Below are 24,107 nucleotides of genomic sequence, written 5' to 3'. Positions count from 1 at the left end.
TTAAGAAACTAAAAACATGTTAGATCCCAAATTTTTACGTACTGAATTAGAAGCGACCGCCGAGCGTCTCGCCACCCGTGGTTTTATCCTGGATGTGGATCGTCTCAGCAAGTTAGAGGAAAAGCGTAAGTCACTACAGGTGGCGACAGAAGAGCTGCAAGCGTCCCGTAATGCGATCTCCAAGTCTATCGGTCAGGCTAAGGCAAAGGGCGAAGATGTTGAGCCTATTATGGCCAAAGTCGGCGATCTTGGCGCCGAGCTAGACAGCAAGAAAGCCGAACTCAACCAGTTGCTGGAAGAGTTAAACGCCATCGCCATGAGCGTGCCTAACCTGCCGGACGAGTCGGCGCCTATAGGTGCGGACGAAAACGACAACGTTGAGATCCGCCGCTGGGGTGAGCCTAAGCAGTTTGATTTCGAAGTGAAAGATCATGTGGATTTGGGTGAGCAACACGCTGGTCTTGATTTCAAGAGCGCCGTTAAGATCACCGGTTCTCGTTTCATCGTCATGAAGGGGCAGATTGCCCGCATGCACCGTGCGCTAACCCAGTTCATGCTGGATCTGCACACCACCGAGCATGGTTACACTGAAACCTATGTGCCGCTGCTGGTTAACGAAGACAGCCTGCTTGGTACCGGTCAGCTGCCTAAGTTTGGTGAAGATCTGTTCCACACCAAGCCTGCGACCGAAGAAGGTCAGGGCCTAAGCCTGATCCCGACCGCCGAGGTGCCGCTGACTAACCTGGCTCGCGATACCATTATCGATGAAGATGAGCTGCCGATTAAGATGACTGCTCATACGGCTTGTTTCCGCAGCGAAGCCGGCTCATACGGCCGCGATACTCGTGGTCTTATTCGTCAACACCAGTTCGACAAAGTAGAGTTGGTGCAGCTAGTGAAGCCTGAAGAATCTATGGCTGCGCTCGAGAGCCTGACTCTACACGCCGAAACCGTGCTGCAACGCCTGGGTCTGCCATATCGCACCGTAGTACTTTGTACTGGTGATATGGGCTTTGGCGCGGCGAAGACCTTCGATATCGAAGTCTGGCTGCCGGCGCAGAACACCTACCGCGAGATCTCATCTTGCAGCAACATGCAAGATTTCCAGGCGCGTCGCATGCAAGCGCGCTACAAGGCCAAATCTGCCAAGAAGCCGGCATTGCTGCACACACTGAACGGCTCAGGTCTGGCAGTCGGTCGTACCTTGGTGGCCGTGCTGGAAAACTATCAGAATGCCGATGGTTCAATCACAGTACCTGAGGCGCTACGTCCATACATGGGCGGCCTGACTCAAATAGGCTAACGCGATAAAGAGATAGTGTGAAACATGGATAACGGTGGGCGCTATTTTCAGTGGCTAACCTATGTCGTCATTATCTGTATCTTCGTCGCAGTAATGTTAGCAACATTTGGGAAAGCGATTATGTTAGTGATGAAAAATCTCTAACAACAAAAAAACCTTCGCAATCGCGAAGGTTTTTTATTATCTAAATACAATTAATTAGGTGGTAATAACGGCTTAAAGATTAGATACACTTGGCTGGCTTAGGTAGCCCAGCTATCTTTGTCGCCTGTTTCGCCGGCCCAAGGGGGAAGAGGGTATAGAGATACTTGGAATTACCCTTTTCGGCGCCGAGTTTCTGGCCGATCGCCTTGACCAGCACACGAATGGCCGGGCTTGTCTTAAATTCCATGTAGAAATCACGCACAAAATGCACCACTTCCCAGTGCGCTGGCGTTAGGGTTATCGCTTCTTCGGTGGCGATAAGTACTGCCAGTTCTTCATTCCAGTCACTGACATTTTTCAAATAGCCCTGTGGATCCGTGGGGATCTGACTATCGCCATATGTAATAAAATTTACCAAGTGATCACCTTAGCGTGAGTTAATGTGTATTGAACAAATTCATCCTGACTAAGCTGTTTATAATGGCTTAAGCGAGTTTGTAAGCCTCTGGCGATCACATCTTGCTCAAGCAGGCAGATCTGGGTGTCAGCCAAGGCTTGTTGCCAATTTTGTAGCAGCAGAGAGTTTACGCCATCGCCGAGCAGCAAGAGAGTGTCTTGCTGCTGAATGTAGCGAAGGCAGGTGGTAAGCGCGTTATCTTGAGTCGCTGAGTATTGAACGATATGCAGTATCATCAGTAGACAAAGACCTCATCGGCTTGGGTTAACAGCCCACCTATCTCGGCTGGGGTTTTGACTTCCAGCGGAATGGCCAGGGCCGATTCATCCAGTTGATAGTCTGCCAGACTCTGCCGACAGGCATAGACGCACTCGACATCGTAAAGGGGCAATGCCTTGAAGGCTGCCAGGAAATCTTTGGCGCCTATGGCTTCCGGCGTCTGCTGCGGCACCAGATTAAGTACGCCTTCATCGACGAAGATGAGGCTGACCTCTTGCTCGAAACTGGCGCTGAGCAGCGCAAAATCCAGTCCTTCCCGGCCCTTGGCACTGCCATGGGGGGCATGCCTGAAGATAATGGTGATCTTTTTCATCATTTTTCCAAAAAGCGAATGCTTAACATCTGGCGCTTAAAAACAGATCACGCGATCGGCTTGCTCCACACCGGTCACGAGTTCGCCAAGGCCGCCCATCTGAAAGGGGGGCTCGAGATTCCAGTGCTGCAATTGGTTTTCAGCCGATTCGGCCGCAGACAACACGCCGCGGCGTAACGCCGCCGATACGCAATTAACCAGGGGCACCTGATGTGTCTGTCCCAGCTCTCGCCAGGCCTGGTAGAGGGCAAACTCATCGGAGGCAGGCGATTGCAGATGATTGGTCGACAATACGCCGTCTTGATAGAAGAAGACCTTAATCACCTCATGGCCGGCGTCGATAGCCGCCTTAGTAAATTGCAGCGCCTGATAGCTGCTACCCTGGCCGTACCCAGCCTGATTGACTTGAATGATGAGCTTACTCATTAACCATAACTTAATATTGCGCCGTAAGAGCTCGGCTTTGAGCCGCTATTCTATCTGTTTTTTAAATCGATCCCAAATGTCTGGTGGATAAGGAGGGAGTTTTACCCAAGTAAAAGACCAATTAGTCATAGAAACGGGCATAAAAAAAGCCCGCCGATGAGGGCGGGCTTTCTAAGCTTAGCTTGCTTAATCGTCACTGCCTGCACCCAGCAGGTGCAAAATAGAGATAAACAGGTTGAGGAAGTCCAAGTACAGCGACACGGTAGCGCGTATGTAGTTGGTCTCTCCTCCGTTGACGATGCGGCTGGTGTCGAACAGGATAAAGCCTGTCATCAACAGGGCGATACCCGCGTTGAGGGCCATGAACACCGCGCCGCTACCGATGAAGATGTTGGCGATGCCTGCAACGATGGCAATGACTAGACCAGCCAGCAGGAAGCCACGCATGAAAGAGAAGTGTTTCTTAGTGGTGATGGCATAGCCACTTAGGGTTACAAACACCACTGCGGTTAGGCCTAAGGCCTGCATGATCAGCTGAGGACCGTTGGCCATGCCGGCATAATGATTAAGCATGTAGCCAAGCGAGGCACCTTCCATTCCGGTAAAGGCGAATACCCAAAACAGACCCGCGGCCGACTCGGCTTTTCTCAGGGTGACAAACAACAAAATGAAACCACCGATCGACAGACCGATAGACATGAGAGGACTGATTTGCAACACCATTGCCAATCCTGCACAGAGCGCGGAGAAGCCCAGTGTCATTGAGAGCAGCAGATAGGTATTTTTAAGCAGCTTATTCACTTCTTGTGTCGAAGCATGGCTTGCATATAGTGTTTCTTGCGTCATCTTTATCTCCAGTGACTATCACTAACTTGATGGTTTATTTGAGTCAAATCGGTTGCAAGAGTTCCATTTCATGAACCGGATTTAACTTGTTTTTCAAAGCTATTATCATAACCGAGCCAAGGGGAGGGCGAAACCCCATCTGCTCGATAAGCGGTTAATTAAGCCTGGTAAATTCAATGCGTTCAGTTAAGAGCGCGTAACTAAACATAACTCATTAAACGTGACTGATTTAAAGAGATTTAGTTAAACCAGTCTCGCTGCAGTTTTTCGCTATCGCCTAGATAATCCAGCACCCAGGCCATGGCGGGGGACATGTTGGCATCGTTCCAGGCCAGGCAACAGGGGCTTGGAGCCTTAGGGCGTTCCAGCTCTTTCTCTATCAGCGCGCCGGCCTGTACAAAAGGGGTAGCGAAGTGCTTGGGCATGTAACCTATGCCCAGGCCTTCGCGGAAACAGTTGATGGCGCGGATCCAGTCTGGGACGACTAAACGGCGCTGATTGTCTAATAGCCAGGTCATGCGTTTGGGGATCTCGCGAGAGGTGTCTTCCAAGCAGATAGAGGGGTAGCTGCGCAGCTCATCATCCAGCAGCGGTCTATCTATAGCGGCCAGGGGGTGATGCTTACTCACCAGGAAGGTCCATTCGATATCGCCCATATCCTTAAAGCGATAATCACCGCCCACAGGAATCGCGGTGGTGGCACCGATGGCGATGTCGCTGCGGCCGGTGGCTATTGCCTCCCAAACGCCGTTAAAGACCTCGATGCGTATGATCAGCTCGACATTGTCGAAATGGCGATAGAAATCGGCGATCAGGTTACTGATCTTATCGGCGCGCACTATGTTATCCAGGGCGATTGAGAGTGTGGGTTGCCAGCCGTTGGCCACGCGTTTGGTGTCTTCTTTTAGCGACGCCAAATGGGTAAGCATGGAGCGCACCTGCTTGACGAAATGTTCGCCTGCCGGGGTGAGGCTCACGCTTCTATGGTGGCGCTCAAACAACACGACCCCCAAATCTTCCTCAACCTGCTTCACGGCATAACTCACGGCAGAGGGCACCTTGTGTAACTTGTTGGCCGCCGCGGTAAAACTGCCGACTCGGGCCACCATATCAATTAATTGCATCGACTGTTCTGAAAGCATCTCGAATTTGCTCCTAAATTTGCCGTGAGAATATTTGAAGGCTGTAAGCAAAAATAAACGTTTCACAAGCAATTGGCAAGTCAATAGACTCACCGACTTCTTTGGTTAGTTAAAGTGAATCTTCTAATTTTATGAATAAAATCGCTAATTTTTCTTTTCTTATCTATCTAGCGCTACTCAGCATGTTGGGCTTTATTGCGACTGACATGTATTTACCTGCTTTCAAAGCAATTGAAACAAGTTTAGATGCCAGTGCTACTCAGGTCGCAAGCTCGCTGACTTTCTTCCTCGCCGGTCTGGCCTTGGGTCAGCTCTTGTATGGCCCCCTGGTACAAGCCATAGGTAAACGTCTGAGTCTGGTATTGGGTCTTGTTCTGTTCGGCGCAGCCAGTCTGGTGATTGCCAATAGCGACTCAATCGCCATGTTTAATGTGGCGCGCTTCTTCCAAGCCTTGGGTGCCTGTAGCGCCTCGGTGATCTGGCAGGCGATAGTGATCGATCGTTATAAGGCCAGCGAGGCGCAGCAGGTATTTAGTAATATCATGCCGCTCGTGGCTCTGTCGCCGGCCTTAGCGCCTATCCTGGGCGCCTATCTGCTGGAGTGGCAGCAGTGGCACAGCATCTTCTTCATCCTAGGCGGCTTAAGCCTGCTGCTTATCCTAGCGACCCTTGCCTGGGTCGATAGCAAGGAAAGCCTTAATAGTAAGACCGACGAGGCAAGTAGCCAGCAAGGCAGTAAACCCACTGAAGTTCAAAAGAGTGTGCGCGTGAGCTATTTGGCGATGCTGGCCAGCCCCAGATATCTGGGCAACGTGCTGATATTTGGGGCCTGCTCCGCGGCATTTTTCTCTTACCTAACCCTCTGGCCGATAGTGATGGAGCAACATGGGTATGAGGCTAAGGCGATCGGCCTGAGTTTCGTTCCGCAGACCGTGATGTTTATTCTCGGGGGCTATCTGAGCAAGTTGTTTATTCGACGCTTAGGCGCCGAGGTGACGCTTACCTGGGTCTTGTTGCTATTCGGTGCCTGTGTCGCCGGTATCGCCTTGGTCACCCTGTGTTACCCATCTAGCACTATCTGGCCTCTGTTGAGTATCTTCTCTGTGATGGCGGCGGCCAATGGCGCCTGTTATCCCATAGTGGTTAACTCTGCGCTGCAGGTGTTCAAGCAGGCATCGGCCAAGGCGGCGGGATTACAAAACTTCTTGCAGATCAGTATCGCCTTTGGCGCATCCTCTCTTGTGGCGTTATGGGCCAGTAGCGGCGAGAAGGCGATTGGTGTCGGCATAGTCGTCAGCGCCATAGGCGTGCTAATCGGTTTTCAGGTGAGAGGTTACGACAAGTGGCGAGCTGTGTTCGGCGCCATTTCTACCCCAGATCCGGCAAAAATTGCGCTGCATCAGGAGGAAGATTCGACAAAGTGAGCGTAAGTTCGCCAAATTCGCCTTTTCGTTATATTTTCCCTTTACAAGTGAAATAGGGCGCTATATTATTCGCGGCGTTCGGAGAGATGGCAGAGTGGTCGAATGCACCGGTCTTGAAAACCGGCACGGGTTTATAGCCCGTCTAGGGTTCAAATCCCTATCTCTCCGCCACATTAAGAAAAAAGGCTTCCAGAAATGGAAGCCTTTTTCGTTTTGGACTCGATAAGCGCTAAGTAGTTACTAGGTAAACGGAAGTAATTTGAACCCAGGCTTCCCAATATTTAAATCAGGCTATCTCTTCACCACATTAACAAGTCCCGCTAACAAGCGGGCTTTGTGCTATCTAGCATATCGGAAAAGAGCAATAACCGGGTTCCTAACGTTTAAGCCCAGCTATCTTTCCTCCACATTAAGAGAAAAGGCTTCTAGAAATGGAGCCCTTTTTTCGTTTCTTTTCATATCCAAAGACTGTTTGAATCATTAGTTAAAGCCTTCTGGCGCTGGAGAAGAGTTTGGTTATAAAAAAGCCCGCTGTTACGCGGGCTTTTTCTGTTTTAGCAAGTGGCAATCAGACTACTGCTCTGACACCACTTCTTGATTCACCTTAACACCGGTAATTCGGTTGTATATCCAACTAAACGCAGACTTGGTATCTTCGATTGCCACATAGAGACATGGAATGAGTACCAGAGTCACTATAGTGGCAAACAGTACGCCGAAGGCGAGCGACACCGCCATAGGGATCACCATCTGCGCCTGCATGCTGGTCTCGCTCATGATGGGTACCAGGCCGATAAAGGTGGTCAGCGAGGTGAGCAGAATTGCCCTGAAACGACGACAACCTGCTTCAATCACGGCAACCTTCATGCTGATACCGGCCAGTCGGGCGCGGTTGATGTAATCCACCATCACCAAGGAGTCATTCACCACCACCCCGGCGGCGGCAATGATGCCGAATAGGGAGAGGGCACTTAGGTCTATCCCAAGTAGCATGTGGCCAAGCACAGAGCCTATGATGCCAAAGGGGATCACTGACATGATCATCATTGGCTGCACATAGGACTTAAGCGGCACGGCTAACAGGCTATAGATCACCAGCAGCGAGATGATGAAGTTACGCATCTGGGTATTGGCGCTGTCGATCTGCTCCTGAATGTTACCTGCCACCTCACTCTTCACCCTAGGATACTGACGCAGCAGCTCGGGGATAAAGTTATCACGAATGTCCTGGGCTAGCTTAAATGGCTCGGCCTGAGAGGCGTCCACCGAGGCCCAGACGTTGATGGTCCGGTTGCCGTTTTCACGCCGGATACCGCTGACTCCTTGCGTCACCTGGATCTCTGCGACCTCGGAGAGCGGGATCTCTGCGCCCTGTGGCGTGAGGATCATCACCTCGGTCACATGGGCGATAGAGTTACGCTGCTCCTCGGGATAGCGCAGCATCACCTTGATCTCCTCGCCGTTGCGTAAAATACGCTGGGCCTCGAGACCGTAGAAGCTGGCGCTGACCTGAGAGGCGACATCGGCAAGGGTAAGGCCGACGCTGTTGGCCAGCGGCTTAAGGCTAAATTGCACCTCTTTGGCGCTGGACTGGCGGCTGTCATTGACGTCGCCAACGCCCTGCAGGCTGTTAAGCTTAGCCTTTAATGCCTTGGCCGCGGCGATGAGTTGTGCCTCGTCTTTGCCTTCGAGACGGAAGCTGATGTCGCCATCGTCGCGGCCGCCACCGAAGAGGTTATCCTGAATATTGAAGGACTTCACCCCTGGGATCTGCGGCATGGCTGCACGCCAGCGCTCGGCGAGGGCAAAGGTATCTATAGGCCTTAGCTCTGGGGTCACTAGCTTGGTCATCACCTGGGCACGGGTTCTGCCTTGAAGATCGACTTGCATGTCGGCGATCATTCGTTGGCCAAACTCTTGTTCCAGCTGATCATCGACCTTATGCAGCGCCGCCTCGATTGCCAATGCGGCAGACAGGGTCGCTTGCTCTGATGAGTCCAGGTTCATCTCGACGCTGATACGTGGGAAATCATGGGGGATCTTAGGTTGTCCCACGTAGCGCAGGATCCCGCCGGAATAGAGGCCGGCGCAGACCAGAATTAAGGAGATGAACAGGGCGATGATCATATATCTGTATTTCACCGACAATGTCAGCGAGGGTTTGTACAGACGATAGATCACAAACTGCAGTCCATTGTCCACCTTGGCCTGTAGATAATTGACCCCGATACGCAGCAGGTTGATGGGATTCTTCGAGCCCGGCTTAACCTGGGTTTTATGTTTCATCTTGGCTAAGTGCGCCGGTAGGATGAGCTTAGACTCCACCAGGGAAAACAGCAGACATAAGATCACCACATAGCCGATTGACTGGCCGAAGGCCGACGAGGGGCCATCGTCCATGGTGATGGGCAGGAAGGCGGCAATTGTGGTCAACACGCCGAAGGTGGCGGGCATGGCTACTTTCTTCACGCCGCGGATCACATTGTCAATGCTCTGGCCTTTCTCTTCACACTCGGTATGGGCGCTCTCGCCCATGACGATGGCATCGTCGACCACTATCCCCAGCACTAGAATGAAGGCAAACAGGCTGATCACGTTGATGGTGACATCTATCATGGCGGTCGGCATCAGCAGCAGTGTACCTAAGAAGCAGACGGGCAGCCCCATCATCACCCAAAAGGCGAGGCGAACCCGCAGGAAGAGGGCCAACATGATAAACACCAAGATGGCGCCGCTCTTCATGCTGTCGAGCATAAGATCCAGACGACCCTGCAGGTAATAGGTCATATCGACCCAGGTTTCCAGGTTCAAGCCCTGGGGCAGTGAAGCCTGTTTATCTTCGACGTATTGGTTAACCACCTTAGCGACATCCGTCATGCTCTGATCGTTTGATGCGCCCACGAAGAAAGTCACCGAGTTCTTACCGTTGAACTTGGAGTATTGAATACCCTCTTCGAAACCGTCGACCACATTGGCCACATCGCCAAGCAGCAACTTGGTGCCATCTTCTAGGGTGATCAGCGGCAGATTCTCAAACTCGTAACCGACATAGGCTTGATTTTGCACCCTCAGGCTGATGTAACCGTTTTCGGCTTTGATTTGGCCGGCCGACATGTTGCGTGAATAACCGCGAACCGCCTTGGCGACATCGTTGAAGGAGAGATTGTATTCGCGCAGCTTATCCTTGCTGACCTCGATGGACATCTCATAGTCCAGCCCGCCATAAAACTCTGTGATGTTTACCAGCGGCAGCTGCATCAACTCATCGTGGATCTTCTCGCCGAACTCTTTGAGCTGCTTTGGCGGCAGGTCGCCATAGAGGCTGATATAAAACACCTCCTGTCGATTCTTGATGCGCTCAACCCGTGGTCGTTCCATACCATCGGGGAAGCTCGATATAGAATCGATCTCAGATTTGATCTCATCCAAGACCACCTGAGGGTCGTAGGAGTCTTCGATACGAAAATAGCCCGATGCCGAGTTACGGTTAGAATAGGTGATCACCCGCTTCAGGCCTTGTACCCGCTCCAGGGCTTCCTCGACCTTGATGGTGATCCCTTCCTCCACCTCTTGGGGCGCGGCGCCGGGATAGAAGGCGCTAAACTCGACCCAGTTGGTCTCTGTCTGGGGAAAAAACTGTTTGCGTATCGTGCTGGCGGTCAGCAGACCTCCGATAATGATGATGATCATCAGCAGGTTTGCCGCCACGCTGTTGCGGGCAAACCAGGCGATCATGCCTTTATTTGGATCTGGCATTCGCCCTTACTCCTTGTCTTCCATGGCCAGTTGATCGGCGACGGCTTCATCTTGTCCCGGGGTCTGCTTGTCTTCGGCCAGGGCAAGTTTCATACCTTCGATGGGGTAATCCAGTGCCGAGGTGATGAGGCGCATGCCATCATCTAACCCGTCACCGATCACTACCTGGGTACCTTGCTGACGCAGTATATCTACCGACTTAAATGCCAGGGTGTTTTCCGGCGTCATAACGGCGACCTTGTCGTTAACTACCAGGTGTCTGGCGATGGTGGTGACATCCTGGGCCTGTGAGCCGTGGATCTGCGCCGTGATATAGCTGCCATATCTCAGCGGTTGCTTGTTGTCCTTGAGGCCATAGGGATCGATCACCTCGGCCACCAGATAGGTCATGCGGCTACGATTGTCGATAACGCCTTCGCTGCGCACTATTTGACCTTTCCAGGCGGTGTTCTCACCGGCAAAGTTTCCCTTAACCATCACCTGAGCACCCAGGCCCTTGTTGTCGAGATAACGTATCTCCTTATCGGGGAGAGGAAGGCGGATCTCGGCTTTTTCCGTGCTAAGCAGCTTACCCACTTGGGTACCGGCGGAGACGTATGAGCCCAAGCCTATATGACGGCTCTCGATTAAGGCATCATAGGGCGCCTTGATAACAGTGCGTTCGAGATTACGGGTCGCGCGCTTGAGGCCCGCTTCAGATGAATTGAGGCGGGCAACTTCCTGAGCCAGCTGTGGTTTACGCAGGCTCAGCTCGGTAGGGGTGCCGTTCTCGATTCGCTTCCACTCTTCGGCGGCCACCTTGCCATAGGCTTTTTCTTGTACCAGAGTCGCCTTTGCACTGGCCACTGTGGCCTTGGCATCGATAAGGGCGGCCTCGTAATCGCTAGGATCTATCTTTGCCAGTATCTGGCCTTTCTTCACGAAGCCACCGCGAACGAAAGCGTCGCTCAGGTAGACGATCTCACCGGTAACCTGAGACACAAGGTCAGTTTCATACTTGGCGTTGACGATACCGTAGGAGTTTACGGTAAAGGTCATGGGCTCCTTGTCGATAATCTCGACGGCCACGACGGGCGTATTGTCAACGACAGGTTTCTCTTCTGGTGGTTTTTTCATCGATGCTAGCACGGCAAAGGTGCCGCCCCCGAGCACTAGCACGGCGATGGGCAATACGAACTGTTTTACGGTAGCCACAAACACTTCCTCTTGTTGGAGCTAAGATAATAAATTTATTAATAAAAACGCTTTTATACTTAGGCGAAAGATTTTTTGCAGGGTAAATGTTATCGAAATGGGTAATTTGTTAAAGCGCTTAAATGTAAACAGGTATGTAATTTGCGTTGTATGGGGCATTCGCAATTTTCGCTTGAGGCGCAAATGCACCAGAACAAAGTAGCAAGAAAGGTAAAAGATTAGGCAAGATAGAGCCGAAAGAAACAGGCAAAAGAAAGAGAGCGTGATGCCGCGTTATTGGCTAACTTAGATAGCACATTTGGGTACTCACCCGTTTGCGTATATCGAGCACTCTCTTAGTATGATTGTAGCCCTTCTGGTGTGATTTGCCCCCTGTTTTCGGGCCTTTTGGACGCTTTGGGGGAGTCAGTCATTAGAGGCTAGCTTTGGGGTGTGGAGGCGCTTGCTGAAACTGCTCAACATCAACTCAATGGCTCTACTAATCGTCTTAAATCAGTCCTCTTAAATCAGTCGCCTTAAATAAACAGCCTTTAACCAATAAACTTATACAACAATCTTAGACATTGGGCTCAAGCAATGGACTTAAACAATGAACTTGGACTTGGACAATGGGATTAGCTACCGTATTTAGCCGAGCGCCTTTAGCACTCTCTGAGTCATATCTTGGCTAAAGCCGTTGCGCTTATGATGCTCTGGCTGCCAGCCAGCGAGGAAACGCTCAAAGTCGGCCCACGCAAAGGGGAGTAGCACGTACCACTCAGTTACCAAAGCCTCAATTTGCTCAGCCGCCCAACGACCAGAAAGCTGCTGTTTGAGGGTCTTAAAATAGTGGCTACAGGCAGCGTCATAATTAGTCACCAACTGAGCCTCGTCCAGGCAGCTGCCTAGCAGATAGATAAAGTCTTTTATGCCAATGCCGGCGCCGACATATTGATAATCTAACGCCGCTACACCGTCAACGCCTAAGGTCTCTATCTCTTTGTGAAAGCAGAAGTTGGCGACCTTAGCATCGCCGTGCACTAAGGTTTGAAACCTGGCTTGATTGAGTCTAGCGTCGATCGCCTCTGCGGCGCGTTTCAGAGGTGAATCTGTCATTACGGCTAACTCATCGGGCCGGGTCGCCAAGTGCCAGTAGGAGCCGATGGGCCAAAGGCCAGCGTAGGAAGCATCATCCAGCGTATCTTCTTTTGGAAAAGCTTCATAGGTAAACAATGCATGAAAACGTGCCAGCCATTCTATGCTGGCGTAAAGCTCCGCCTGGGTTAGGTTGATGCGACGCTGATCAAATCCCTGTGCGTCGAGGTCGCTCATGACCAGCAGCATCTCTTGGTTCTCAGTATCTTCCTTCGCGGCAATAAGTTGCGGGAGGTTAAGCATACCCCGACAACGGCAAGCGAAATCTCGATACCAATTGAGCTCTACCTGATAAGAGCGCATCTTACGTTGGTGAGAGATCTCTGTGTCCCATTGGTGTGGATGGCTGCTCTGTGTTGGCGGTGCGATATGTTTAACGATGACAGTTTGCGAAGCAGGCCTGTTAATTAAATCATCACGGGAGCTCTCATATGGTCTTTCTGGCAGGTAATGCACCATAAAGCGGGCTATCTCGCCATAGCCACTCCAAAGGGTCTGCAGTTTACCCAGCTTTATGACTTTTTCGCATGAGAGTGTTTCGCAAAGCAGTTGCTCAATATTCAAGATAGAGGATTCCTAGCTAGTCACTGACAGGGCATGCTGACATGACATAGGTTGTCATCAATTTGTCCCTATTGTCGCAGACAATAAAAACCGAGGAAAGGCGACTTGTCAACTTGCAGGTTTAGCCCTTTGCATATCCAGGGCTTATAGATGTGCAAAGATGGGTAAAACAGGCAAAACATCGAACCTTAGGTTATGATTCTTGTTGTTAACTATTGATGATGTAGGGAGTTGTTATGACAAAGCATGTGGTGATCACAGGGGCAAATCGCGGTATAGGCTTAGGCTTTGTCAGGCATTATCTGGCTAAAGGCGATAGAGTGAGTGCCTGTTGCCGGCAGCCCGCTCAAGCAAGTGCCTTGATCCAACTGGCTGAGATCCATGCCAAGCTCAATATTATTCAGCTGGACGTTACCGATGATGTCTCGGTGCACGCCTTACCCCAGCATTTAAATGACGCGGCCATCGATATCTTGATCAATAACGCCGGCTACTATGGCCCTAAGGGGATAGGTTTCGGTCAGCTTAGGGCGACAGAGTGGCAGAAGGTGCTTGCGGTTAATACCATAGCCCCCATCATGGTGACCCAGATCTGCTATCCCATGTTGCAAAAGGCGACTAATGCCAAGGTGATCTGTATCTCCTCAAAGATGGGGAGCATAGCGGATAACCAGAGTGGTGGCAGCTATCTCTATCGGTCATCAAAGGCGGGACTCAACGCTGCGCTTAAGAGCCTGGCTATCGACTTGAGTAGCGAGGAGATCTACTGCCTAGCGTTTCATCCTGGTTGGGTACAGACAGACATGGGCGGGCCCAACGCGCTGATCACAGTAAATGAGGCTGTAGATCAGATGGCTAGATGTATCGAAAACCTGGACGCAACTCAGTCCGGACAGTTTTTAAACTTCGATGGCCAGCAGCTCCCTTGGTAGCGGTTAAGACAATTGGTTACTGGCTTGGGCGCTATGATTAACAGCCTATTGTTAACGGCCTTTTATTAACGGACTTTTATTAACGGTCTATGGCTAACGCCCAAGCGAAGTATTTAGCTTATTTGGCCGGAAAAGCCGGTGAAATGCATTTTCTTACCGTAAACCGATAACGGTATTTTGCCGTACTGTCTGGCACCACCTCGAGAATTTCATAGTCGTTGAGTTCGACGACGTTGGCATTCTCACTCTTTTCACAACGAGAACGGCTATCGGCCTCGAGGCGGTAGGCGAACTCGGCAATCAATTCGCGGATCTCACCCTGATAGGCGTGACGTAGCGAGGCGTATTCTTTCGCTAACGATGCCTCGCTCTCTGCTTGGCGAGTTTGTTGATCATCTGTCCCTCTTTCGGCAGATTTGGCGTTTGATAACGCTTCATCCTTCTCTGGCGCTTCAGCGCCGGGTTGCGCCTTCATTTCTAAATTGGCGGCCACCTCATCTGTGTTTGCGGTTAGCTGCTTGTCTTGACCTTTGTTCGAGTCGTCCTTTACCGATTCCTCAATGGTTTTTAAATCGTTCAGCGCAGATTCCACTCTCTCCTCCACATCACCGATTAGCAAGATCAAATGGTAGAGCAAGACCAAGGAGAGTACGAATCTCACCATCAGGGTGGTGAAACGGTAGTGACTGTTACCTGTCAGCGAAAAGAGTTTGATACCAATGGGTTTTAACATAAGGGCTATCATGAGGTAGAAAGGCATCAATAGCTGCACAAACAACAGTCCGATGGCGCTGATACCCAAGATCCAGGCGGGCAGAAGCAGCAAGATGGCAAAGTTGTGGGTGTAATTAAAGTGCGTTGCCGGTACGCCCACCACCTCGTTAACAATGGCGCCGGCCATTGCCAGAGCATAGTTGGCCACAATAGCGTAGAAGAGTAGCAATACCGCTTTACCGGCGAGCGAGTGCCACACACGCTCAAACAGAGGCCAAAACTCCAGGGTGAGGGCTATTGTGGTAATGATGGCCACTAAGCCTAAATGTTCGCTCATCAACAGTGGCGCGGCCAGTAGGTAAAGCCTTTGTGGCAGCGTGAGGCGTTGCCAGACGTTCTTAAGGCCCTGGTTGAATCTTTGTGGTATCGAAGTGATCCGGTTGAGTTTGTCTTCCAGCGCAGGTTTTGAGAAATCTGTATTCACCCAATGACTCCATTATGATTTGGGATTGTTCAAGAAATACGCGCTTAATCGCATCCTTACTTCATTTAAGGGTTTTTATGTTACCTTGAGGTTAATTTAAGGTAAACAGATGAGTGAGGCGATGCGTAGCCAAGTAGAGATAAGACCCTTAGCACAGGAAGATTTTCAGCGAGTCATCGCCCTTGGTAATCTGGTGCACGGCGATGGCTATCTGGATGAGCAGATGCTTAGCGAGATGCAACATAAGGCATTAAAATCTGGCCTCAATGCAAACTTTGTTGCCTACTTAGAGGGCGAATTAGTCGGCTTTCGGCTTACCTACGCGCCAGGCAATTGGTCGCTGGATCGCTGGTGCTCGCCAGCGCTTTGGCCTGTTGCACCCGAACATTGCTGTTATTTTAAATGTAATACGGTCGCCGAGGAGGCTAGGGGACTCGGCATAGGTAAGGCCCTGCTTGAAAGCTCGATTGAAACCTGTAAGGCCCAAGGCGCCTTGGCTGGCGTTAGCCATCTCTGGAAACAGAGCCCAGATAACTCAGCCGTGGGCTACTTTACCAAGGCTGGAGGCAAGCTTATCAAGGAACATCCTGAGCGCTGGAACAATAACCCAGATCATCCCGACTATATCTGCGTGCTGTGTGGCAGCGAATGTCATTGCGTCGCCTGCGAGATGATCCTGACTTTCTAGCTTAGGGAATCGACCAGCCATAACCTTATACGTCATCACTTTCTATAAGTCCTAAACATTATGTCCTACGATCCTTTACTCAATGACTTTCCCGATGGTCAGCCCTGGCCGGACTCTTACTGGGCGACGACCGTCTCTCGTCCTGCACGCTTGCCATCTCTCAGCGGGCGGGTGCAAACCGATGTAGCCATCGTCGGTGGAGGCTTTACTGGTTTGCTGACCGCCTATTATCTTGCCAGCGAGTTTAATATTGAGGCCAGGGTGTTAGAGGCAAATCAGATAGGCTTTGGCGCCAGCGGCCGCAATGCCGGTTTCGTACTCAAAGGCTCTGGACGTATGGGCTATAGTCAAATGGCCAAGAAGTGGGGCATGGAGACCACCAAAGGGATCTATGGTGAGTTCACGAGCGCGGTGCGCCGCGTCGAGCAGTTGATTGAACAGCATGAGATTGCCTGCGATGCGCAGCCCAAGGGCTATCTGAAGATAGCGCACAACGCCAAGGCCTATAGCACATTAAAGGGAGCGGCCGACTTCATCGCCGAACATCTTGGCGACGACGCCCAGTTTCTCACACCCAGCGATCTTAAAGAGAGCTACATGGATAACCATCAAGCCTATGGCGCGCTGCGCCTTAACGATGGTTTCGGCGTCAATCCCCTAAAACTCTGCTTGGGCTATAAGCGCGTGGTGCAATCCCTTGGCGTTTCCTTGCATGAAAATAGCTGCGTGAGGCAGTGGTTAAAGGAGGGACCTCACCACAGACTCATAACCGATAAGGGAGAGCTGATCGCAAACCAGGTTGTCAGTGCAGGTAACGCCTATACGCCTAAACGTTTTAATCAAGCGGTTGATAATCGCTACCTGCCCATATTGAGTAACATCATAGTGACTGCGCCTCTCACTGATGCGCAACTTGAGGCGACGGGCCTTAAGACACATCAGGTGGTGATGGATACCCGCAGGCTCAAGTACTACTATCGCCTGCTTAGCGGTAATCGCCTGCTGTTTGGGGGGCGCGGCGCGATAAGCGGCGCCGATGCCGGCGATCCTCGCTATGGCGAGCGATTAAAGAGCGCCATGACAGATTGCTTCCCGGCGCTTGCCGAAGTAACAGTTGATCATAACTGGACCGGATGGATCGCTGCCGCCTTAGATGATATGCCCCATGTCTTTAGTCAGGGAAATATGGGTTATAGCCTGGGCTATTGTGGCTCAGGCGTTGCATTTTCTGCTCAGGCCGCCTATCGCCTGGCACAGCATATTGCCGGCGAGCGCTTGCCTGAGCTGCCGCTTTATCAATCACCACTGCCTAAGTTTCCCTTCGCGCGACTGCGACGCTTAGGACAAAGTGCCTATTATCAATATGCTTGGCTCAGGGACAGGTACAGTTAGGGCCGAATTTTTGATACCATAGCTCAACCACACGCAAAGCCGATGAGATGTTCTATAATTTTCTACTGTCGTTTTTTTAAACAGGTTAGAACTCATCGATAAAGGTTACCCGCTATGAAACATGTTGTAGATAAGATGCTCGATAAACATCAGAAACTGGTGCATTCAGAGGGCGTGAAAATTTTATCCCATACCCAGAGAGAGATTGATGAATGGGTGCAACATACGGTAACCATAGAAGGTTGTGACGCCCCCTTTAAGTTTCGCCGTACCAAGAAGTACCGCAGCCTACAGGGACACAAGGTAAATATGACCTACTACCCTGAGACTGAAACCGTTGCTGGCTTCGATTTTGAAGTGATGAAAGTGGTGCGTATCAAACGTTTCTAACTTGATGCTATGTGCGTGCAATGTGCTTAGTGCAATTCGAGATGATAGTGAACGGTTGCTGGCTAGGTCAGGCAGATCTAGTTAAAGTTTTGGCATTAGAACTGATTTAAAAGCTGATTAATCCATTTCGGGTAAGCCGCTGTTCAGTTTGTGGCCAATATAATAGTGAAACGAAATAAGCGATAGGCTTAAGAGGTTCACTATGCAAGCAAATGCCACCCCAAGACTCCAAGCACAACTCAAACATATTCCAGCGGCGCAGGCCGGTGCACTTCACGCTGCCAATAGCCGAGCCTATTTTATCAAGCGCCTTATTCAGAGCGATTGCCAGCGGGTCACAGATTGCCTGGCGGAGCATTACTTCTTACCCGGTGCTATCGGTGTTAAGCAGCTTCTTTCCTATAAGAGTCGATTACTCGAACTCTATCGCTATGTGCTGTCGGCTGATCTTAGCAATGCAGAGACAGACATTCTACTCGGGTATCTTTCGCAGGGGATAGCGAGCCTGGACGATGCCATGGCGCGCACGGTATAACGCGATTAAAAAACACTAAGAAAATAACACTAAGCCATACGATAGAACAGAAAAAGAAGTTGAAAGACAGGAACAAAAAAGGAGCCTAAATGGCTCCTTTTTTATGAATGTAACTCAAATAAAACTTTGCTTACTTAGCAGTCATCAGCGCAACTGCGTTGTCTAGCATACGGTTACTGAAGCCCCATTCGTTGTCGTACCATGCCATCACTTTAACCAGACGACCATTTACACGGGTCTGTGTCGCATCGAAGTTAGAAGAAAATGGGTTGTGGTTGAAGTCGATAGAAACCAATGGCTCTTTGTTTACCGACAGCACTTCACTCATAGGTGCAACACTTGCAGCCTTCTCGATGATGGCGTTGATCTCTTCAACAGTGGTGTCGCGCGCGGCAACGAAAGAGAGATCCACCAGAGATACGTTTACTGTAGGTACACGTACTGCCATACCGTCGAACTTACCAGCCAGCTCAGGTACCACCAGACCAACGGCTGCTGCAGCACCAGTCTTAGTTGGGATCATAGACATAGCAGCGGCACGAGCGCGGCGTAGGTCTGTGTGATAAACGTCAGATAGACGCTGATCGTTAGTGTAAGCGTGGATAGTGGTCATCAGACCAGATTCGATACCAATCTCGTCGTTCAGCGGCTTAGCGAAAGGCGCCAGACAGTTAGTGGTACAAGACGCGTTAGAGATCACAGTCATGTCAGAGGTGATCACATCGTTGTTTACGCCGTAAACAACAGTTGCGTCAACGTTCTTACCCGGTGCAGAGATGATCACTTTCTTCGCGCCAGCGTTTAGATGTGGCTGAACCGCTTCTTTAGAAGTGAAGATACCGGTACATTCGAACACAACATCGACTTCAAGCTCGGCCCAAGGCAGTTTAGCTGGGTCACGCTCAGAGAAAGTTTGGATTTTGTCTTCGTTGACGTAGATAGCTTCGTCGTCGTGCTCAACTTTGGCGTTGAAGCGACCATGTACAGAGTCGTACTTAGTCAGGTGAGCGTTGATTGAAGCATCACCCAGGTCGTTGATGGCAACGATTTGGATGGGGTACTGCTTTTCGCTTTCATAAAGTGCGCGAAGTACGTTTCTACCGATACGGCCATAGCCGTTAATTGCTACGCGGATAGTCATCTCATATCCCTCAGGTAAATGTATAAAAATATCTGGTAGTAAAATTACCAAATTGACAGCTATCGTCAAGCAATATCGGGTTTTATTGGCTAGTTAGCTTAACAAATTTGCTGTTTTCTTTACAAAGATCAGATTTTTTACAAAAACCGAGCCGATTTCTGTAAAAAAAATACTAGTGGCAAACATTTTGCCAGCAAGGAGAATGGCTCAATTAAGACGAGGTATTTAACTGAGCGCGGATCTCACTAGAAGCGTAGTCACCGTTTTTCAGATGTTCCACTAAGGTATCGGCTTGTTCATCTAAAAAATGCGCCAGTTGCTGGTTGCCATTGATTAAGGCGTTCATTTTGGCATCGGATGCCGTGTTGCGCGTCATCAATACGTTGGCTTTTGAGAAGAGATAGGTTTTTTCCAGATCGTTTTGCTGGTGGTAGATGCTGGCAAGGCCTAATAGCCAGTCGGGATTAAAGCTGTCCGGATCGGCATTGTCTAACAGCTGCAGATAGAGCGCCTTGGCCTTATCGAGATCCGACTTCTGGTAATAAGAGGCGAGACTGGCCAGGATCTCGAGATCTTTTATGCTGCCTGCCTGCTGCGCCTTAATCACGCGAGACAGGGCCGCCTGGTCATTTAGGCGGATCCAGTGATAGTAGGAGAGATAGAGATCCGGGTTGTCCTTGGTCGTCTCTCTCAGCTGCGCCAGGTTTTGGGCGCTGATGCCGAAGGCTCGCACCCTATCGTTGGTCCGCTCTGGGTGCATGATGTGCTGCACGCCAGCGGCCAGTTCGATACATTTACTATAGTTTTCCAGATTGATCAGATGCTGATAAATCTGCTTGCCGGTGGGCGAGGGGGTGTTTTTAAGTGTGTAACGCTTCTGGATCAGGTCGGCTCGCTCATATCGACACCAGCTATCGCGATGTAAATCGTCGCAAAGCTCAGGATTATTTTTACAAATCGTGGCGGTATTAGCAGCATTATCACAGCCAAACAGGCTGAAAAGCGCCAAAAGAGACATAATTGGTGTAATGATTACAAAATTTAATCTCAAAAGCGTGTCTCCTTAGGATTTTATCTAATAAAATTACACGGTTAGAGAAAATATCTTACTAGATCGCAGGCTCACTTTTCATTACAATGGCGCCGACCAATAACAGGATTGACGTCCGATAATAATAGAGTATTGGTCTTTTCTTTTTGTTACTCAATCATTTCTACAATAAATGTAGTAAAAGTGAGATAAAGGATCTGTAAATGACCGCTGATAAACACCTACAAAGCTGGCAAGAACGTTTCGAAATGGCGGAGGCAATGCAGCCTCTACTTGGTAAGTTATATCGTAACCAAGGTGTAGAAGTCGTTCTATACGGTAAGCCGCTTCTTAATGCTTCCACTATCGAGATCATTAAGTCACACCGTTTAGTGCGTCGTCATGTGGGTGACAAACTCAGATTACGCGAAAGTTTCCCGTTTGTTGAGGCACTTAGCAAACTAGCGGTGAAGCAATGTAAAGTTGATATCGGTAAATTAGCGGTTAACTACTGGCGCGAACATAAGGATGCGAGCCAGATCGAAGCCTACATGTCACAAGAGCTGGCTTCGGCAATCGATCATGAAGACAACCAAGAAGCACGCGATGTAGTGCTATACGGTTTCGGCCGTATCGGACGTCTGCTTGCGCGTCTACTGATCGAAAGAACGGGTGTGAGCAACAAGCTGCGTCTTCGCGCTATCGTTCTGCGCGGCGGTCGTAAGGGCGATCTCGAGAAGCGCGCCAGCCTGCTGCGTCGTGACTCTGTACACGGCCCATTCAACGGCTCAGTTGAAGTCGATGAAGAGAACAACGCTATTATCGCCAACGGCACCTATATTCAGGTGATCTACGCCAACTCTCCAGATGAAGTAGATTACACTCGTTATGGCATCAACAATGCGCTGGTGGTCGATAACACAGGTATCTGGAAAGATGAAGACGGTCTGGGACTACACCTAAGATGTAACGGCGCCTCTAAGGTGCTGCTGACTGCACCGGCCAAAGGCGCAATTAAGAACATCGTTTACGGCGTTAACGAAAACGATATCCTGGATGAAGACACTATCGTCTCGGCGGCAAGTTGTACGACTAACGCCATCACGCCAGTGCTGAAGGCGGTAAACGACAAGTATGGCATCGTCAACGGTCACGTTGAAACGATTCACTCATACACTAACGACCAAAACCTGATCGATAACTACCACAAAGCCGATCGTCGTGGTCGCAGCGCACCGCTAAACATGGTGATCACCGAAACAGGTGCGGCCAAGGCTGTCGCTAAGGCGCTGCCAGTGCTTGCTGGTAAGCTAACTGGTAATGCGATTCGCGTACCTACACCAAACGTGTCTATGGCGATCATCAGCCTGAACCTGAATGGTGAAACCAGCAAAGAAGACATGAACGAGTACCTACGTAACGTAGCGCTATGTTCTGAGCTGCAAAACCAAGTTGACTTCACCGAGTCAACAGAGATCGTCTCTTCTGATCTGGTTGGTTCTCGCTACGCTGGTGTTGTCGACTCACAGGCAACCATCGCCGAGGGTAACCGCGCCATTCTTTATGTTTGGTACGACAACGAGTTCGGTTATAGCTGCCAGGTTGTTGGCGTAATGCAGAAGATGCTGGGTCTAAACTACCAGTCTCTACCTGCTGCTTAACCTTAACCGCTAGATAAATCTAAACGCCTCGGTAAGTACCGGGGCATTTTTTTTATCCATAAGAAGTTGAATATGCTTAACAAAGAGTCACAAAGGTGATTAATGCAGCAGTTGATGCAACAAACCTTGTTTAAGCCATAAATAGACGTTGACACTTTTAGGTAAATCGGTAGAATTCCTTTCCGCAGTCAGGGGAAAGCTCGATAGAGCACTTGGCTGGCAAGCGTTTCAGATGCGACATTAGCTCAGTTGGTAGAGCGATACCTTGCCAAGGTATAGGTCATCGGTTCGAACCCGATATGTCGCTCCAAATTTACGGTCACACCGTAAACCGCTTCAGATAAAGGCGCGATGGCAGAATGGCTATGCTGCGGATTGCAAATCCGTCGATCTCGGTTCGACTCCGGGTCGCGCCTCCACTTTTCGTTTTAACGTAAATCACGATAAAACACACTAGGCCCGAGTGGTGGAATCGGTAGACACAAGGGATTTAAAATCCCTCGCTGGTAACAGCGTGACGGTTCAAGTCCGTCCTCGGGTACCATCATAATCAAAAGAATATGATTGAAAAGAGCCTCGCTAATAAGTGGGGCTTTGTTGTATTTGGGCAATCACTTTCTTATCTAACCTTAGAGTTAACGCTTCATTTATTGTTAGCACTGCAACCCGGTTCTTACTTTCAGCAAGTTTAAAAGTGTAAGTCTACTCCTTTGAACAAAGCTAATGTGAGCGAGATCTCATCTTAAGGGATCTGCTAAATTTTGCTCATATCGCTCGATAATCACTAAAAGAATTACGCTTTAACCCTTTAAAAATCAGGAAAGCTAGGGCGGCACAAGAAAAATATTGATATAGAAAAATATCCGCTTTGAAGGGCGATGAGACAGTGGTATAACTAGCCCCGAACCCCTTCTTATATTGACGTTTAGGAACACCACCATGATATTTAACCAGGTTGTACTGGCCCCCGCAGATCCCATTTTAGGTCTTACCGATGCTTTTAAGGCCGATCCTCGCGCAGATAAGGTTAATTTAGGTGTTGGCATCTATAAGGATGAGTCTGGACAGACGCCGATCCTCAAGTCAGTTAAGTTAGCCGAGCAAAAACTGCTGGAAACTGAAACCAGTAAGAGCTATCTGGGTATCGATGGTGTGATCGCTTATAACCAAGCGGTACAAGGTTTGTTGTTTGGCGCAGATCACGCCGTGATGAGTGAGAAGCGCGCGGTAACGGCTCAGGCGCCGGGCGGTACAGGTTCGCTTAGAATGGCGGCCGAGTTCGTGGTACGTAATACCGATTCGCGCACCGTTTGGGTGAGCAACCCAACCTGGGCAAACCACAACAACATTTTCCAGTCTGCCGGTCTAACCGTTAAGCAATATGGTTATTATGATGCGGCCAGTCACGACATCGATTTCGATGCCATGCTTACCAGCCTGGAGCAGGCAGACAGCGGCGATCTACTCCTGCTGCATGGCTGCTGCCACAACCCAACGGGTATCGATCTTAACATTAGTCAGTGGGAAGTGATCGCCCAGCTTTGTGTCGACAAAGGCCTGATCCCCTTGTTTGACTTCGCCTATCAAGGTTTCGGCGCCGGTGTAGAAGAAGACGCTCAGGGACTTCGTCTGGTCGCCAGCAAGGTGCCTGAACTCTTGGTGGCTAACTCATTTTCGAAAAACTTTGGTCTCTATAATGAGCGTATCGGCGCCGTGACCCTAGTCGCCGAAAACGAAGAGACGGCCAAACGTGCCTTTAGCCAGATCAAGAGCACCATTCGCAGCAGCTATTCTAATCCACCGGCACATGGTGCATTGATTGTGGCGACCATTCTCGGTGACGCAGAGCTTCGCAAGTTATGGGAAGAAGAGCTGACACAGATGCGTGAACGTATCGCGGAGATGCGCGTACTGTTCGTTAAGACATTGTCTGAGCAGGGCGTCGAGCAAGATTTCAGCTTTATCTCGGCGCAAAACGGCATGTTTAGCTTCTCTGGTCTTAATAAGGATCAGGTGGCACGCCTGAAAGAAGAGTTTGGCGTCTATATCGTAGGTTCGGGCCGCATCAGCGTTGCCGGCATGACCCGTGCTAACATGGATACCATCTGCCGCGCGATTGCCCAGGTGCTGTAACCTTCATAATAGGTAAAACACGATT

At 50.2% G+C, this 24,107-nt stretch carries 21 protein-coding genes and 4 tRNA genes; 13 read left to right on the top strand and 12 right to left on the bottom strand.

The window, feature by feature from the left end:
• Nucleotides 1-16 precede the first annotated feature (16 nt).
• Nucleotides 17-1,303: a serine--tRNA ligase gene (gene serS / locus K0I31_RS10550; protein WP_220078341.1), complete on the top strand. Its 1,287-nt coding sequence runs from the start codon at nucleotides 17-19 to the stop codon at nucleotides 1,301-1,303.
• Between the two features lie 223 nt (nucleotides 1,304-1,526).
• Here the strand turns inward: serS and K0I31_RS10545 are convergent, their stop codons facing one another.
• The 6 genes from K0I31_RS10545 to punR form a co-directional block, all read right to left on the bottom strand.
• On the bottom strand, nucleotides 1,527-1,865 hold the full coding sequence (locus tag K0I31_RS10545; protein ID WP_220078340.1) for a TusE/DsrC/DsvC family sulfur relay protein: 339 nt from the start codon (nucleotides 1,863-1,865) through the stop codon (nucleotides 1,527-1,529).
• Nucleotides 1,859-2,140 carry a sulfurtransferase complex subunit TusB gene (gene tusB, locus K0I31_RS10540; RefSeq protein ID WP_220078339.1) on the bottom strand — a complete coding sequence of 94 codons (282 nt, stop codon included), beginning with the start codon at nucleotides 2,138-2,140 and terminating at the stop codon, nucleotides 1,859-1,861. Before tusB ends, K0I31_RS10545 begins: the two co-directional genes overlap by 7 nt.
• The gene (gene tusC / locus K0I31_RS10535; RefSeq protein ID WP_220080824.1) at nucleotides 2,140-2,496 is read right to left on the bottom strand and encodes a sulfurtransferase complex subunit TusC; all 357 of its coding nucleotides are present in this window, start codon (nucleotides 2,494-2,496) and stop codon (nucleotides 2,140-2,142) included. The genes tusB and tusC overlap by 1 nt, the downstream gene beginning before the upstream one ends.
• 36 nt (nucleotides 2,497-2,532) lie before the next feature.
• Nucleotides 2,533-2,922 carry a sulfurtransferase complex subunit TusD gene (tusD, locus tag K0I31_RS10530; protein WP_220078338.1) on the bottom strand — a complete coding sequence of 130 codons (390 nt, stop codon included), beginning with the start codon at nucleotides 2,920-2,922 and terminating at the stop codon, nucleotides 2,533-2,535.
• 186 nt (nucleotides 2,923-3,108) lie between these two features.
• Entirely contained in the window at nucleotides 3,109-3,768 is a 660-nt protein-coding gene (locus K0I31_RS10525) for a Bax inhibitor-1/YccA family protein (RefSeq protein ID WP_220078337.1), read from the bottom strand.
• A gap of 239 nt (nucleotides 3,769-4,007) precedes the next feature.
• Complete coding sequence (gene punR / locus K0I31_RS10520; RefSeq protein ID WP_011865811.1) at nucleotides 4,008-4,910, bottom strand: DNA-binding transcriptional activator PunR; 903 nt, start codon at nucleotides 4,908-4,910, stop codon at nucleotides 4,008-4,010.
• A 131-nt stretch (nucleotides 4,911-5,041) separates the two neighbouring features.
• On the opposite strand from punR, the gene punC reads away from it, so the two are divergent.
• Together punC and K0I31_RS10510 are read left to right on the top strand one after the other, a co-directional pair.
• Complete coding sequence (gene punC / locus K0I31_RS10515; protein ID WP_220078336.1) at nucleotides 5,042-6,334, top strand: purine nucleoside transporter PunC; 1,293 nt, start codon at nucleotides 5,042-5,044, stop codon at nucleotides 6,332-6,334.
• A gap of 80 nt (nucleotides 6,335-6,414) precedes the next feature.
• Nucleotides 6,415-6,505 (top strand) — tRNA-Ser (locus K0I31_RS10510).
• 402 nt (nucleotides 6,506-6,907) lie between these two features.
• Here the strand turns inward: K0I31_RS10510 and K0I31_RS10505 are convergent.
• From K0I31_RS10505 to K0I31_RS10495, 3 genes are all read right to left on the bottom strand, one after another.
• Nucleotides 6,908-10,090, bottom strand: a complete 3,183-nt coding sequence (locus K0I31_RS10505) for an efflux RND transporter permease subunit (RefSeq protein WP_220078335.1) — start codon at nucleotides 10,088-10,090, stop codon at nucleotides 6,908-6,910.
• Between the two features lie 6 nt (nucleotides 10,091-10,096).
• Nucleotides 10,097-11,284, bottom strand: coding sequence for an efflux RND transporter periplasmic adaptor subunit (locus tag K0I31_RS10500; RefSeq protein WP_220078334.1), 1,188 nt, complete (start codon nucleotides 11,282-11,284; stop codon nucleotides 10,097-10,099).
• Nucleotides 11,285-11,911: 627 nt separating this feature from the next.
• Nucleotides 11,912-12,721 (bottom strand): phosphotransferase, encoded by an 810-nt coding sequence (locus K0I31_RS10495; protein WP_350354881.1) that lies wholly within the window; start codon nucleotides 12,719-12,721, stop codon nucleotides 11,912-11,914.
• A gap of 497 nt (nucleotides 12,722-13,218) precedes the next feature.
• On the opposite strand from K0I31_RS10495, the gene K0I31_RS10490 reads away from it, so the two are divergent.
• The gene (locus K0I31_RS10490; protein ID WP_220078333.1) at nucleotides 13,219-13,914 is read left to right on the top strand and encodes an SDR family oxidoreductase; all 696 of its coding nucleotides are present in this window, start codon (nucleotides 13,219-13,221) and stop codon (nucleotides 13,912-13,914) included.
• A gap of 118 nt (nucleotides 13,915-14,032) precedes the next feature.
• On the opposite strand, the gene K0I31_RS10485 is transcribed toward K0I31_RS10490, so the two are convergent.
• On the bottom strand, nucleotides 14,033-15,112 hold the full coding sequence (locus K0I31_RS10485; RefSeq protein ID WP_220078332.1) for a hypothetical protein: 1,080 nt from the start codon (nucleotides 15,110-15,112) through the stop codon (nucleotides 14,033-14,035).
• Nucleotides 15,113-15,221: 109 nt separating this feature from the next.
• Here K0I31_RS10485 and K0I31_RS10480 point away from each other — a divergent pair, with 109 nt between their 5' ends.
• From K0I31_RS10480 to K0I31_RS10465, 4 genes are all read left to right on the top strand, one after another.
• Entirely contained in the window at nucleotides 15,222-15,800 is a 579-nt protein-coding gene (locus K0I31_RS10480) for a GNAT family N-acetyltransferase (RefSeq protein WP_258406475.1), read from the top strand.
• A 60-nt stretch (nucleotides 15,801-15,860) separates the two neighbouring features.
• Nucleotides 15,861-17,192 carry an NAD(P)/FAD-dependent oxidoreductase gene (locus K0I31_RS10475; protein WP_220078331.1) on the top strand — a complete coding sequence of 444 codons (1,332 nt, stop codon included), beginning with the start codon at nucleotides 15,861-15,863 and terminating at the stop codon, nucleotides 17,190-17,192.
• Between the two features lie 114 nt (nucleotides 17,193-17,306).
• Nucleotides 17,307-17,582, top strand: a complete 276-nt coding sequence (locus K0I31_RS10470; protein WP_011865802.1) for a hypothetical protein — start codon at nucleotides 17,307-17,309, stop codon at nucleotides 17,580-17,582.
• Nucleotides 17,583-17,784: 202 nt separating this feature from the next.
• On the top strand, nucleotides 17,785-18,117 hold the full coding sequence (locus K0I31_RS10465; protein WP_220078330.1) for a hypothetical protein: 333 nt from the start codon (nucleotides 17,785-17,787) through the stop codon (nucleotides 18,115-18,117).
• Between the two features lie 130 nt (nucleotides 18,118-18,247).
• Here the strand turns inward: K0I31_RS10465 and gap are convergent, their stop codons facing one another.
• A complete protein-coding gene (gene gap, locus K0I31_RS10460) occupies nucleotides 18,248-19,258 on the bottom strand; it encodes a type I glyceraldehyde-3-phosphate dehydrogenase (protein ID WP_144199353.1) in 1,011 nt (336 codons plus the stop codon).
• Between the two features lie 211 nt (nucleotides 19,259-19,469).
• Complete coding sequence (locus tag K0I31_RS10455; RefSeq protein WP_220078329.1) at nucleotides 19,470-20,276, bottom strand: DUF2989 domain-containing protein; 807 nt, start codon at nucleotides 20,274-20,276, stop codon at nucleotides 19,470-19,472.
• 236 nt (nucleotides 20,277-20,512) lie between these two features.
• On the opposite strand from K0I31_RS10455, the gene K0I31_RS10450 reads away from it, so the two are divergent.
• From K0I31_RS10450 to K0I31_RS10430, 5 genes are all read left to right on the top strand, one after another.
• On the top strand, nucleotides 20,513-21,949 hold the full coding sequence (locus K0I31_RS10450) for a glyceraldehyde-3-phosphate dehydrogenase (protein WP_011865798.1): 1,437 nt from the start codon (nucleotides 20,513-20,515) through the stop codon (nucleotides 21,947-21,949).
• Between the two features lie 234 nt (nucleotides 21,950-22,183).
• Nucleotides 22,184-22,259 (top strand) — tRNA-Gly (locus K0I31_RS10445).
• 35 nt (nucleotides 22,260-22,294) lie between these two features.
• Nucleotides 22,295-22,368: transfer RNA gene (locus tag K0I31_RS10440), tRNA-Cys, on the top strand.
• Nucleotides 22,369-22,406: 38 nt separating this feature from the next.
• A tRNA-Leu gene (locus K0I31_RS10435) sits at nucleotides 22,407-22,493 on the top strand.
• Nucleotides 22,494-22,888: 395 nt separating this feature from the next.
• Nucleotides 22,889-24,082 (top strand): amino acid aminotransferase, encoded by a 1,194-nt coding sequence (locus tag K0I31_RS10430; protein WP_220078328.1) that lies wholly within the window; start codon nucleotides 22,889-22,891, stop codon nucleotides 24,080-24,082.
• The last annotated feature ends 25 nt before the right edge of the window (nucleotides 24,083-24,107 follow it).

It is taken from the genome of Shewanella spartinae (assembly GCF_019457555.1).
In the GTDB taxonomy this organism is placed as follows: Bacteria; Pseudomonadota; Gammaproteobacteria; order Enterobacterales; family Shewanellaceae; genus Shewanella; species Shewanella loihica.
The sequence above is the reverse complement of the archived record's forward strand: the minus strand, read 5'-3'. Positions and strand labels throughout refer to the sequence as shown.